The organism is Microcoleus sp. B6-A1 (assembly GCF_036705085.1).
Taxonomy (GTDB): Bacteria; Cyanobacteriota; Cyanobacteriia; order Cyanobacteriales; family Microcoleaceae; genus Microcoleus.
On the sequence record NZ_JAUBTU010000001.1, the window covers coordinates 21,339 to 35,732 of the forward strand.

At 44.2% G+C, this 14,394-nt stretch carries 6 protein-coding genes; 4 read left to right on the forward strand and 2 right to left on the reverse strand.

All coding sequences use genetic code 11. The features are described from left to right. Window positions 1-199 precede the first annotated feature (199 nt). From QUB11_RS00075 to QUB11_RS00085, 3 genes are all read left to right on the forward strand, one after another. On the forward strand, window positions 200-2,587 hold the full coding sequence (locus QUB11_RS00075; RefSeq protein ID WP_333205743.1) for a GAF domain-containing protein: 2,388 nt from the start codon (window positions 200-202) through the stop codon (window positions 2,585-2,587). Between the two features lie 299 nt (window positions 2,588-2,886). Further along, window positions 2,887-8,403: an AAA family ATPase gene (locus QUB11_RS00080; protein WP_333205745.1), complete on the forward strand. Its 5,517-nt coding sequence runs from the start codon at window positions 2,887-2,889 to the stop codon at window positions 8,401-8,403. Window positions 8,404-8,617: 214 nt separating this feature from the next. Beyond that, window positions 8,618-9,043, forward strand: coding sequence for a hypothetical protein (locus QUB11_RS00085; RefSeq protein ID WP_333205746.1), 426 nt, complete (start codon window positions 8,618-8,620; stop codon window positions 9,041-9,043). A gap of 41 nt (window positions 9,044-9,084) precedes the next feature. Here QUB11_RS00085 and QUB11_RS00090 read toward each other — a convergent pair whose 3' ends face one another. Next, entirely contained in the window at window positions 9,085-9,510 is a 426-nt protein-coding gene (locus QUB11_RS00090) for a DCC1-like thiol-disulfide oxidoreductase family protein (RefSeq protein ID WP_333205747.1), read from the reverse strand. 133 nt (window positions 9,511-9,643) lie between these two features. After that, window positions 9,644-12,724, reverse strand: coding sequence for a PAS domain S-box protein (locus QUB11_RS00095; RefSeq protein ID WP_333205748.1), 3,081 nt, complete (start codon window positions 12,722-12,724; stop codon window positions 9,644-9,646). A 418-nt stretch (window positions 12,725-13,142) separates the two neighbouring features. On the opposite strand from QUB11_RS00095, the gene QUB11_RS00100 reads away from it, so the two are divergent. Further along, complete coding sequence (locus QUB11_RS00100; RefSeq protein WP_333205749.1) at window positions 13,143-14,336, forward strand: NAD(P)/FAD-dependent oxidoreductase; 1,194 nt, start codon at window positions 13,143-13,145, stop codon at window positions 14,334-14,336. The last annotated feature ends 58 nt before the right edge of the window (window positions 14,337-14,394 follow it).

The window sequence follows — 14,394 nt, forward strand, 5'->3', positions numbered from 1 at the left end:
TAATATCACCTATAACGTCGAGACTGAGAGGTTGTTTGTGAATAAAAGTAAAAGTCCCTGGGCCCATCCTCCGAGAAAACACCCAGTTTCCGATACCCACACAAAAACTTTACAAACAGAATCTAAGCTCTTTACAAAGCCATAATCGCCGATCGCTAATATTCTTTGGCAAAATCCACTGCTTTCAGGTGTTTTACTCATGTCTACTCCTAAATCGTCTGCCCATCAAAACAACAACAACTCCGTAAAATCACTGCCAGCGACAGATATCGTCCCAACAAAGCCAGATAGTAACAATCTGCCCAGCGAACCAAGTATAGAACAGCTACTGGAAGCTTTGGCGGGCCAAGTACCCAGTCAATCTTCAGAAATTGAACCCTTGAAAACGTGGAAACAAGATTTACAGCGACTGTTTCAATTTCTCGGCGATCGCCGCGTTTTAATCGCAGTAATGCAACCGGGAACTTTTGCCCTGCGTTACGCTAACGCGGCATTTTGTCGCTTGGCCGGTTGGGAGGAAACGTCCTTGGCAACTCAATCTACCAACGGTTGGTTTGCAGAAACCGACATCACTCTGCTGGAACTGTTCGAGGATTGGGGCGGCAAAACAGCAGAACAATTGTACCGCCGCCACCTTTTGCACTGGGTATTTAAGCAATATTATCAAATTGACATTGACGGTTTGCGGGTGCTAGACGAACCTGTCACGGCGAGTGTAAAAAACCCCAAACACCGAGAAGCCAGATTCATAGAATTTTGGCTGGGTTCGGAACAGTTAAAAATTACTCGAATTGACTCAAACATAGATGAATTTGCGGATGTTTCTTTAAGATTAATGCCTGTTGCAGAACGGGAAGCTTGGCTGATGCAGCCGAATCAACTGGAGAATTTAGCCGATCGATTGCAGTTGGATAATTACCGCGTAGAAGGTTTGCTGCTGCTAGAAGGTTTTGATGTCACCGTACAGGAGCAAATTCGGCGGCTGACTCAGTTATTGATCGATCAAGATTCGATGCTGCGGCCAGACAAATTTGAGAAAATCGATCGGTGTTTGCGATCCCTCTTCAATGCTGACGGCACTTTGCTGCTGCGGCCCGACGGCGAACAGGTACAGCTATTAGTTGCAAAAGACGGCCAACATTTGCAGCCGATTCTTTATTCAATGCACTCCCTAGAAGCTTCTCACTTTTTGAAGGCCACAGCAGCAAATCAAGTTTGGAACGTGCCAGACTTGCGTAGGGAGTGCGAAACTGAGTGCGATCGAACTTTGCGGAGAATGGGAACTCGATCGATGCTGCTGGTACCCCTGGTAGTCAAATCCGTCACCCGCGAGGGGTGCGGGCAGCGGATTTTGGGTGTTGTGGGGCTATTGTGCGATCGGCCAAACCACTTCAACGGCATTGACGCTAAACACGCCCAAGAACTCATTCCCGCCTTCATTGCAGCCCTGCGGCAAGCCATCCAGGAGCGGTTTACCCACATTCACAACATCCACCCCGCAGTCGAGTGGCGGTTCGCCCAAGAAGCAGAAAGGCGAAGTTGGGGACTACCTCCAGAAACAATCGTATTTGCTGACGTTCATCCGCTGTACGGAATTTCGGACATTCGCGGTTCTAGCGACGAAAGAAACCGAGCCATTCAAACTGATTTGCTCGAACAATTCCGCTTAGGTTTAGTCATAGCTGATGCCGTTTGCCAAACACAAACTACCCACCTCGGCGAGCAATTGCGGCTCGACTTGCTCGACTACATCCAGCATTTAAAAGAAAAAGTAACAGTCGATATGGAGGTGCGAGCCGCCGAGTATTTAAACGAGCATTTAGAAGTATATTTTGACTATTTTGTGCAGTGCGGGCCCAAGGTTCAGGCAGCCGTTGAAGCTTACCAAGCAGCCTGTGAAAATGAACACAACTGCGTTTACACCGATCGCAACCGCTACGACCAAATGCTGAACCTAATCAGCACCAAACTCCAAGAAACCTGGGCCCGCTGGCAAGAAAAAATGCAGCAAATTCTTCCCCACTACTGCGACATCGAATGCACCGACGGCATGGATCACATGATTTATGTAGGAAAATCGATCGATCCCAAATTCAGCCAGTTTCACCTACACAGTTTGCGGTACGAACAACTGCGAGCAATTTGCGATTGTGGCCGCACAGTTTTTCGGCTGCAAGCCGAGTCTCAAATCAACATGGAACTCGCACATTTAGTCTTAGTGCAGAATACCACGATCGACATTTTTCACAACGAAAACACCGAAAAAATGTTTGATGTCAAAGGCACTCGCGATATCCGCTACGAACTTGTCAAAAAGCGGATCGAAAAAGCCGTTGACAAAGACGCACAAGAACGGATTACCCAGTCGGGGATGTTGACTGTTGTTTATTCCACAGAGGAGGAGTGGGAAGAATATCAGCAATACTTGCGCTACTTGTCTCGCGAAGGTTGGGTAGAGCCAAAAGTTCAGACGGGCATGGTAGAATCACAACAAGGAGTTAGCGGTTTAAAATTCGCCCGCGTGCGTATTTTGCCTGAACCGGAATCTATTTCTACTATCTGTGAAGTTACGGTTGTTACCGATTGAGAAGCCATTCAATTGCCTGTTTGATGCGGAGTGCGATCGCTCCCATCTCCTGCTGTTTGAGGCCCAGTGCGATCGCTCCCATCCCCCTGAAAAACTGTGCAGCGAAAGCATTCTGGACTCACACACAATACCAAGATTTCATTTATGATATTTGTTGACACCAACGACCAAGCCCACATTTTCACTTAGTGTATATTCCGTGTGATTGGAAATCGCCAAATACACGATCGCAATCACACAAAATCAAGATTAAGTAATGTTAATCTAATGAGAATTAGCTCCTGTAATTTCTAACTTAAATGATGTTAAACTTATCACAATACCAAATAACTTCTACTCTGCACGAAGGCGTCGAAACAATAGTCTATCGCGGACAAACACCGACAGACGCGCCCCCAGCAATTCTGAAAGTCCTCAAAGCCGAATATCCCACCCTCGAAGCCATTACCAGGCTAAAACACGAATATCAAATCCGCCAAAATTTAGACAGCGAACAAATCGTCAAAGCCATCAGTCTCGAAACATTCGACCACCGATTAGGAATCGTTTTAGAAGACTTTGGCGGCGAATCCCTCGCAAAACTGCTGGAAAGAGAAACCTTGAGCCTGCAAGCAAAGTTACACATCGCCATCCAAATAGTCAAAGCCTTACAATACCTGCATTTTCATCACATTATTCACAAAGACATCAAACCCAGCAACATCATAATTAACTCGCAAACAAAACAAGTAAAACTCACCGACTTCGGCATTGCTACAAAACTCACCAAAGAAAATCCGCAATTTAACAATCCCCACTCAGTCGAAGGCACCTTAGCCTATATGTCACCCGAACAAACCGGGAGAATGAACCGCACCCTCGACTACCGCACCGACTTTTATTCCCTTGGTATCACATTATATGAAATGCTGGCAGGAAAATTGCCTTTCTGCAGCAACGACCCCTTAGAAGTAGTTTACAGTCACATCGCAGTTCAACCAATATATCCCCATCACATCAATTCAGAAATACCTGTCGCCATCTCCGAGATAGTGATGAAATTGATGGCAAAAAATGCCGAAGATAGATATCAAAATGCGGCCGGATTGTTAGCCGACTTAGAAATTTGTTTGCATCAGTTAGAAACCACCGGACAAATTGCCGAATTCATCCCCGGACGCTTAGATATTCTCAGCCAATTGTTAATCCCCCAAAAATTGTACGGTAGAGAACAACAAGTCAACGAACTATTAGCAGCATTTGAACGTGTAGGGGCGGGTTCACCCAAATCTTTGCCACCCAACCTAAATACAGAAAAACCCGCCCGCCCCAATGCAGAAACCCTTTCAGCCGCATCTTTTCCACCAAACCAAACTACAGAAAAATTCGCCCATTGCCAAAGCGAATTAATGCTAGTATCAGGCTACTCAGGCATCGGTAAATCAGCCGTAGTCAACGAAGTTAGCAAACCAATTACCCGGTCAAAAGGTTACTTCATCAGCGGCAAATTTGACCAACTAAAACGCAACATTCCTTATGCCTCATTAATCCAAGCATTTAACTCCTTGCTGCGACAATTGCTAACAGAAACAGCACTTTCATTAGAAATATGGCGCACTAAAATTTTAACAGCAGTGGGAACAGAGGGCAAAGTAATTGCCGACGTAATTCCCAAAGTTGAATTAATCATCGGCAAACAGCCAGATGTGCCAGAACTCGCCCCTGTAGAATCCCAAAATCGATTCAATCGGGTATTCAAAGAATTTATTCGCGTTTTCGCCCAAAAAGAACACCCCCTAGTTATCTTTTTAGACGATTTGCAATGGGCAGATTCAGCAACATTAAAGTTGATGCAAATACTGATAACTGACCCTGACCAGGAATATTTGTTGCTAATCGGTGCCTATCGAGACAATGAAGTTAGTCCGACCCACCCCTTAATTCAGACTGTAGAAGAAATTGAAAAAACTGGTACAATAGTCAACAATATCGTGTTGCAACCGCTGGATTTAGCAAATGTCACTGAATTAGTCGCTGAAACACTCAACACTTGCACAGAAAAAGTAACAAATCTAGCCGAGTTAATCTGGAATAAAACGGGCGGCAATCCTTTTTTCTTGACCCAATTACTCCAAGCACTTTATCAAGACTCTCTTTTGAAATTTGAATTTAATCACATTACAAATAAGGGAAGTCAAAATGGCTGGTATTGGAGTATTGATGAAATCCAAGCCATTGGAATCACCGATAAAAGTGTGGTGGAACTGGTAGCTTCTCGCATTGAAAAGCTGCCCGCACCCACGCAAGAAGTGTTGAAGCTAGCAGCTTGCGTTGGAGATAAATTTGCTCTAGATGTGCTGTCACTTGTTAGCGAAAAGTCAGCTAATACGACAGCAACGGAACTTTATTCAGCTTTGCAAGCCGGGTTAATTCTACCCTTGAACGATGCTTATCGCATTCCTTTAGTTTTCGATCGAGCCGAATCAATCAATCTCAAGTTAGACACTTCGCGGGTTAGTTACAGATTTTTGCACGATCGCGTTCAGCAAGCCGCATATTCCCTAATTCCCGAAGATCAAAAGCAATCCACCCATTTAAAAATCGGTCAATTACTTTTAAAAAATACTCCACCCGACAAGCTTGAAGAAAACATTTTTGATATTGTCAATCAGTTGAATTTCGGAATTGACACGATTAGCCAGCCATCAGAAAAAACGCAGTTAGCAAAATTAAACTTAACGGCTGGACGCAGGGCAAAAGCTGCTGCTGCTTATGAAGCTGCTGTTAGGTATTTGCGGGTGGCTATGGAATTATTGCCTGCAGATTGTTGGCAAAGTCACTATGAGTTGACGTTAGCAATTTACGAGTCACTATCCGAAGCTGAATACTTAAACATTAACTATGAAGATTCCAAAAAATTGGTAAACTTGGTTCTGCATAAAGCTAAAATTTTAGTCGATAAAATAAATGTTTATGAACTTCAAATCCAGTCTTACAATGCTCAAAATAGACTGGTAGAATCACTAAATACAGGACTAGAAGTGCTGAAACTGTTAGGCATTTCTTTTCCTCAAAACCCTAACGCGCTAAATATTGTGGCGGGAGTGATTAATACAAAACTGAGCTTGGGATTGAAACCAATTGAGGATTTAGCTAACTTGCCAGAAATGATTGAGCCCGACAAACAAGCAGCCATGCGGATTTTATCAGGGATTCTCAGCACTGCTGTTCAGGCAAAGCCCCGCCTGGTACCGCTACTGGCATCTAGGATGGTCAAGCTGTGCATTAAATATGGTAATTCGCCTTATGCGAGTATTGCCTACGTTTTTTATGGCGTAGTTATGTACAAGCTAGGGGAGAGTAGTTTGGCATACCAATTCGGTCAACTGGCAATTAAGATGTTAGACAAATTTCCCTCCCGTTCAATCAAATGTAGAGTTTATACAGCCTTTGGTTCTTTTATTAACCACTGGAACGCCTCTGTCAAGTCAGGATTAGGCGATCTCAAAGAAGGTTTTCAAGCTGGGATCGAAACTGGAGAGTTGGAATATGCTGGTTATTCTATAGGTGAATATTGCTTCAAAAAACTGTCGATAGGAGATCCTCTAGATTTGGTGGAGCAGGAGACTGGTAAGTATCTGAAACTAATGCAGCAATCTCAACTAGAAATGGCTGTACAGTATATAAGTATAGGTAGGCAGACAGCCCTCAATTTGCGCGGTCAAGCTGTCGAACCCTGTCATTTAGTCGGTGAGAGATTTAATGAAGTCAAAACGCTCCCCATTTTAATAGAATCTAAAAACTTTTTTTTAGTTAGTTTGGTTTATAATGCCAAAACTCAGCTTAATTTTATTTTCAGAAAATACGCGGAAGCATTGGAAAATTCAAGGTTATTTGAGAAATATGAAGAAGCCACAGCCGGATTTTATGTGGTTTCTCTGAATAATTTTTACTCTTCTCTCAGTATCATCGCTTTGTATCCAGCAACGGGCAAAGGGGAACAAAAGCAATATTTGGAAAAAGTGCTGCAAAACCAAAAGAAGATGAAAAAATGGGCAGTTCATGCTCCGATGAATTATCAACACAAATACGACTTGGTAGCAGCGGAAACAGCGCGAGTTTTGGGGCAAAATACCGAAGCAATGGAATTGTACGATCGCGCAATTGATGGAGCAGCCAAAAACGGTTACATTCAAGAGGAAGCATTAGCCTGTGAATTAGCAGGAGAATTTTATCAAGCTTTGGGTAAAGAGATAGTTTCTCAAGCATATCTGACTAAAGCCTATTATGGATATATCCATTGGGGAGCCATAGCTAAAGTTAAACACTTAGAATTAACACATCCTTTCTTAGCAGCACAGACGCGCACAATTCAAACCCCAACCCTCGATGTCACCCGCACTGCCACGGGAAATACTACCAGTAGTAGTTTAGGCGATTTCTTAGACTTAGCTACTTTTATTAAGTCAGCGCAAGCCATTAACGGTGAAATAGTTCTAGAAAAATTGTTGACCAAATTAATCAAAATTATTTTAGAAAATGCGGCCGCTCAAAAAGTAGTGCTGCTGCTGCTGAAAAACGATATCCTCTGCATAGAAGCTACTGGCAGTTTTGCGGAGGATACAGTGACACTTTTACCCTCTATTCCCGTAGAAAATAGTCAAGATGTTCCCCTGTCTGTGATTAATTACGTCCACCGCAGTCAAAAGCATCTGGTTTTAGACAATGCTACTGTCGCCGAACCTTTTAACGTAGATACCTACATTCAGAAATATCAACCCAAATCAATTCTCTGTTTGCCGATTATTTATCAATCTCAGCGGCGCGGAATAATTTATTTAGAAAATGCTTTGACAGTGGGAGCTTTTACAGCAGAGAGAGTAGAAGTATTCAAAGTGTTAATTTCTCAAGTGGCTATTGCTGTAGAAAATGCTGGTTTGTACGCACGGGAGCAAGAAAAATCTCAACAGTTAGAAAAATCTTTCAATGAATTGCAACAGGCCCAACTGCAACTTATTCAAAGCGAAAAAATGTCTGCTCTCGGCAACTTAATTGCAGGGGTTGCTCACGAAATTAACAATCCGCTGGGTTTTATTGCGGGCAATCTTGATGCTGCTGCTGAGGCTAGCTTAGATTTGATTGATTGCTTACAACTTTACCAAGAAAAATTTCCTAATCCGGGAGATGAATTACAGGATAAAGCATCGGAAATTGATTTAGAATATTTGATCGAAGATTTGCCGAAAATGCTTTTATCTATGAAATCAGGTACAGAGCGCATTCGCAATATTAGCAAGTCTTTGCGGACTTTTTCCCGCGCTGACAGTGCGAATAAAGTGTCAGCAAATATTCATGAGGGCATCGACAGCACTTTGATGATTTTACAGTATCGCCTGAAAGCTAAAGATACTCGCCCGGCGATTAAGATTATCAAAGAATACGGAGATATCCCGCCAGTTAAATGTTATTTTGGGCAACTGAATCAGGTATTTATGAATTTGCTGGCAAATGCGATCGAGTGTTTTGACGAATTCAATCAGGGTCGCACTTATGCTGAAATTGAAGCTTTACCGAATACGATCGCCATTATCACTCAAGTCTCCGAGGATAGCAACAGCGTGGTGATTAAAATCAAAGATAACGGTCAAGGGATGTCATCGGATCTCAAGTCGAAAATATTTGACCATTTATTTACTACTAAAGGAGTAGGAAAAGGTACCGGTTTGGGGTTGTCTATCAGCCGACAAATTGTGGAAGAAACCCACGGCGGTAAACTAACTTGTGAATCGGTGCTGGGAGAAGGTTCGGAATTTGCGATCGCCCTGCCGCTTGGATAAAATTTATTCACCATGCTTACGGAATCAGTCATTGCCAATTGTTTAATCTCAAATCTCCAATCTCAAATGGTATGACTTGTGCTTAACACACACTTGGAAATTTGTCAATTCCTAAATATCTATCAAATAGTCCACAGTTCACTGTTTAAAGCAGGCAGTATGCAGTTACATTATTAGCTAAATGTAATAACTATATTTGATAGGAGTTTTTCGAGTGAACGCTGCCGAACAAGCCAAAAATATAGAAGTTGCCAGCAAAATTGCTGCGGTTGTTAATTTATTCAAGTCCGAATTCCCGGATGCAAAAGTCGATTTGAAACCTTGGATGAATGACGAGGATACCAGAGAACTTGTAGATCCAGATTCGATCGACATTGGCTTCCATTTCCCCGGTAGAAGCCGCTTGTTGCAAAGCCGCAGCATCTTGATTCAAATCCGATTTTACCAAGATCCGGTAGAAGGATATCGGCGGGCGATCGGGGTTGAGGCAGCCGGTTACGATCATACTGGTCAGCAGTGGCGCTTTTCCACGGTGGAAAATTGGAGTTTTTTCGGTCAAACCGAACCCGCTGCGGAGTCGGGCCAAAAACTCAAAGACTTTTGCCGCGAGATATTCGGTTTGTTTAATCAATCTTTTTGAGGACTTCAGTTTTCACTGCGAACCTGTTTGTAGTAAGGACTTTAGTCTTTGCTATTATCGCAATTGTCGATCGACTTACAGCCAACTGGATAAACAGATTTGTAAGTAGTCGATCGCTTGCCAAACAAAGTATAGCGGTTATCGCGCACTTGTTCGTACACGCGATCGCCCATCCACTTCATCCCCGGCATGGCGCGGTAAGCAGCCACAAACACCTCGCCAGCAGGCAATATCCGTCCGATTTCCTCCGCCGCATCGCTGCCTTGCCAGCGGCGTTCCGGGGTGTTACCATCTATCAAAATCATCCCCATTTCGCAGTCTTCAGACGTAATCCCAAAGCGATTTAATTGCTCTAAATCTTGCATGGAAATATACTCAAAATTCTTGCCTTGGTCTAAGTTTTCTAGTAACTGCACCAAGGTAACGCAGAGATTGCAATTGCCGTCGTAAATTACGCTATATTTCATTAGTTGACTGTTGACTGTTGACTGTTAACTGTTGACTGTTGACTACTGACTGTTGACTGTTAACTGTTGACTGTTGACTGTTGACTGTTGACTGTTAACTAATGACAACTGACTACTGACTACTGACTACTGACTACTGACTATTCCCCACAGGAATCTCGATCGCAAATTCCGTGCCTTGACCCGGTGCAGAATCGCACTTAAGCAGACCGCCGTGTTTTTCCACCACAATTTGATAGCTGATAGACAGCCCCAAACCTGTACCTTTACCAGGTTCTTTCGTAGTAAAAAACGGATCGAACAGCCTTTTGTGAACATCTATCGGAATCCCCGGCCCGTTGTCAGCAATCCGAACCACAATATGAGAAGGATGCCGCATTGAATCATCAGAAACAGCAGAATCTGCTTGCATCACAGCATCCTGTTCATATTTTACATCCGTACAAATCCGCAGCGTCGGCGAAGGACAATAAGGAATAGGCGCCAGTTGTCCCTCTGCCCACTGTCCAGTCTCCATTGCCTCTTCCAAAGCATCAATTGCATTGCCAATAATATTCATAAAAACCTGATTCAACTGTCCTGCATAACACTGTACGCGGGGCAAATTCCCGAACTCTTTGAGCAGCGTAATTTTTGGATGTCCTGCCGTTTCTTTAAACCTGTGCTGCAAAATCAACAAAGTGCTTTCAATCCCTTCGTGAATATCCACCTGCTTTTGTTCGGCTTCATCTAATCGCGAAAAATTCTTCAGTGACAGCACAATTTGGCGAATTCGCTCTGCTCCCATTTTCATCGAATTTAACAGGTTCGGCAAATCTTTGAGCAGAAAATTCAAATCGATATCATTTATCTCTTGTTGAATTGCCCGTGTGGGCTGCGGGTATTCCTGCTGGTAAAGTAGGAGCAGTTTTAGCAAGTCTTTAAAGTAATCGTCAGCGTGCATGACGTTGCCGTAAATAAAGCTAACTGGATTGTTGATTTCGTGAGCAACGCCAGCGACTAATTGCCCCAAACTTACCATTTTTTCATTTTGAACCATCATGCTTTGAGTTTTATGCACGTCCCGTAAGGCTTTGGCCAATTCTAGATTTTTAGTCCTCAATTGACTTTCGGAAAGTCGCACGGCTTCTTCTGCGTGTTTGCGATCGGTAATATCTTTACGAATTGCTACATATTGATGGGGTTCGCCGTTCGTATTTAAGAAAGGTACAATCGTAGTATCCAACCAGAATAATGTGCCGTCTTTAGCTTGATTTTTCATTTCTCCTCGCCAAACCTTTCCCTGGCGGATGGTTGACCAAAGCTGCTTGAAAAAATCTGCTGGGTGATAGCCAGAATTTACAAGTCTGTGGGTTTTGCCGATCAGTTCTTCTCGGGAATATTTAAATTGTTCGCAAAATTGATCGTTGACATAGGTAATGGCTCCGAATTCGTCGGTATTCGAGACAATTGCCGATTGATCCAAAGCAAATTTTTCAAATTCCAACTCTTTGAGAGTTTGGCGCAATTCTGCTTCTGCTTGTTTGCGATCGCTAATATCGGTAATCATCCGCAACACCCCGGAAAATTCGCCCTCACCGTCGAACATCGGCGTCGCCGAGACGATCGCCCACAAGTGAGATCCGTCTTTGCGAGTAAACTTAAAATCGTGGCGTTCGCGAATGCCTTGCCGCCGGCGCTGGACGTAACTTTCTGCTATTTTCCTAGACTCGCAGTCGATAAACTCAAATAGCGATCGCCCCAGCATTTCCTCCACAGTATACCCCAGCATTTCGGCCATCATGCTGTTAGCAAAAGTCGTGATACTTTCGCTGTCAAACATCCAAACGCCCTCCGAAGCCGTCTCGACAATGCAGCGGTAATAATTCTCCCTCTCCCTGACTGTTGCCTCTGCTTGCTTGCGATCCGTAATATCAGTTTGCACCGCAATAAAACCTTCTAGTTCGCCATTTTCTTGATAAATTGGGGCGATCGAAAGCGCCACCCAATAACCCTTTCCATCCTTGCTGTAATTGTAGATTTCCTGATTAAACGGCACCCCTGCCGCCAAAGCCGATCGCAGTTGAGCAATAGTTAGCGGGTCGGTTTGAGGGCCTTGCAGTACATCACCCGGTTTTTTTCCCTGCATTTCTGCCAGCACATAACCGCTAATCCGAGTAAATCCTTCATTCACCCATTCAATGCAGCCTTGAGCATCAGTAATAATCACACCATTTTGCGTTTTTTGAGCCACAATGGCCAAGCGCAACAATTCTGTTTCAGTTTTTTTGCTTTCCGTAATATCTTCAGCAATACCCAGAATGTACTTAGGCGCGCCAGACTCGTCAAATAAAGGAACTTTTTTAGTGTGCAAAATCCGCTTTCCCCGGTGGGGAAGTTGGATAGTTTCTTCAGGCAAATCGACGCCTTTTCTCGTTGCCAGCACTTCTAAATCTTGTGCTTGCAAGTAATTTGCCTGCTCTGAATTCAACAAGTCAGCAGCATTGTTTAAGAGCACTTCATCCCTGGAATAGCCAAACAATTCTTCGCTAGCAGTATTCCAATAAATAAATTTTTGCTCTACAGCATCTTTAATAAAGACACTAATCGGCAGATTTTGCAGTACCGCATTCAGAAAATCTTGAGTGTTTCGCAGGTTTTCCTCAGCTCGCTTTCGTTCAGTAATATCCAAAATCACTCCGTCGAGATAAACAACCCGACACAGAGAATTTGCGATCGGCGAAACCGGCGAAACCGGCGAAACCACAGCCGACAAAAAGCCCTCAATTTCCCCTTGTTCCTCTTGTCTTCCTCTCGCCTCTTCCGCCTCGCAGCAAACAGCTTTGCCTTTTTCGTAAACCCAGCTAATAGCGCCGTCAGCCCGGACAATCCGGTATTCAAGGATGTACGGAGTTCTGCTTGCTACACTTTTTTTGACAGTAGCATCCACATTTTTGCGGTCTTGAGGATGGATAATGCTGGCAAAAGAACGGACGCGATCGTTGATAAAATCAGAAGAGGGATAGCCTGATATTTCTTGAACAGCCTCGCTCAAAAACGCCATTTTCCGTGTTAATTCCCCGTCGTCCGTATACTCGCAGGTACAGTGGTAGACAGCACCGGGAATATTAGCTACTAAATTTTTATATTTTTCTTCGCTTTTTAACAAAGATGACCCGTCTTCGTTATTGTGATCGCCGTTCTTAACTTTAGAAGAATTGGAAGAAATTTGCATGGTTTTTTCACTTGTGAGTGCGGGGGCAAGTGTTACAGTAGATGACCCTATAAAAAGTGAATTAAATTTGCGAAATAATTCGTTATAAACTAATATAGTACAAAATTAGTTCTGCGAACATTCAGAAAATTTGAGGGTGGCTAATAGGTAGAGCTAATCAAGCCTAGATATGTAGAAAACTGTTCGGAAACGCATTGTCTAACGGATTTAATGGATTTAACGCATTTAACGGATGGATGTTGAGGTTCGAGGGAAACAGAGAAGATTTTCCCACTTTCCCACTCTCCCACTGGCCCCATCTCCCCCTCTCCCCATCTCTCCCACTCCCACTCCCCCAATCTCCCCCTTCCCCACTCCCTCACTCTCGTTAGAATAAGATAAGTTTCCTTGCTACCGTGAGCCCCTCAAACAAAACACCATGACTCAACAACAACCCCGGATTTGCATTCTCGGCGGAGGCTTCGGCGGACTCTACACAGCCCTGCGCTTGAGTCAGTTACCCTTCTCCAAAACCGAAAAACCCGAAATTGTCCTAGTTGACCGTCGCGATCGATTTTTGTTCGTTCCCCTGCTGTACGAACTCCTGACCGGCGAACTCCAAACCTGGGAAATTGCCCCGCCGTTTGCCGAACTATTGGAAAACACAGGTGTGCGCTTTTGTCAAGGTACCGTTTCCGGCATCGATGTGGCGCAAAAGCGAGTGCAGTTACACGACGGGCCAGAAATTCCGTGCGATCGCCTGGTTTTAGCTTTAGGCGGCAAAACCCCTCTAGATATGGTCAAGGGTGCGGTTGAATATGCTTACTCGTTTCGCACTCTCGACGACGCCTACCGCTTAGAAGAAAGACTGCGATTTTTAGAAGCCAGCAACACCGACAAAATTCGGGTGGCGATCGTCGGCGCCGGTTATTCGGGAGTAGAATTAGCTTGTAAATTAGCCGATCGACTCGGAGAAAAAGGTCGCGTGCGGTTAGTTGAGCAAGGGGACATGATTCTGCGGACATCACCGGAGTTTAACCGCGAAGCCGCCAGCCAAGCTTTAGAAAAACGGCAAGTGTGGATCGACTTAGAAACAGAAGTAGAGGCGATCGAAGCAGACACAATATCCTTACTTTACAAAGGACAATTAGACGTTCTCCCCGTAGACATAGTGCTATGGACAGTAGGAACTCAAGTTAGTCAAGCAGTGCGATCGCTACCCCTCAAACAAAACCGCCGCGGTCAATTAATAGTCAATTCGCAAATGCAAATTATCGACCATCCAGATATATTTGCCTTGGGAGACTTAGCAGAATGTCACGATGCAACGGGTCAAAAAGTCCCCGGAACAGCCCAAACAGCCTTCCAGCAAGCTGACTACACCGCCTGGAACATTTGGGCCTCCCTCACCGGCCGCCCATTACTTCCTTTCCGCTATCAGCCGCTAGGAGAAATGATGACATTAGGAAATGACAACGCCACCCTGGCCGGTTTAGGAATTAAACTCGACGGACAACTAGCCCACATTGCTCGCCGCCTAGCCTATCTCTATCGGATGCCAACATTTGATCATCAATTGAAAGTTGGTTTTAATTGGATTAGCAAGCCGATTCAGGAGTTGCTTAAAAGTTAATCGATGCTTCTTCAAATAGATCGGCAACAGGCTTTCCGGCCTGTTCCACAAAAATTCA

What these genes read in the sequence shown, in the direction of transcription:
- QUB11_RS00075 (WP_333205743.1), top strand. Translation starts at nt 200, where the DNA reads ATGTCTACTCCTAAATCGTCTGCCCATCAAAACAACAACAACTCCGTA.
- QUB11_RS00080 (WP_333205745.1), top strand. Translation starts at nt 2,887, where the DNA reads ATGATGTTAAACTTATCACAATACCAAATAACTTCTACTCTGCACGAA.
- QUB11_RS00090 (WP_333205747.1), bottom strand. Translation starts at nt 9,510, where the DNA reads ATGAAATATAGCGTAATTTACGACGGCAATTGCAATCTCTGCGTTACC.
- QUB11_RS00095 (WP_333205748.1), bottom strand. Translation starts at nt 12,724, where the DNA reads ATGCAAATTTCTTCCAATTCTTCTAAAGTTAAGAACGGCGATCACAAT.
- QUB11_RS00100 (WP_333205749.1), top strand. Translation starts at nt 13,143, where the DNA reads ATGACTCAACAACAACCCCGGATTTGCATTCTCGGCGGAGGCTTCGGC.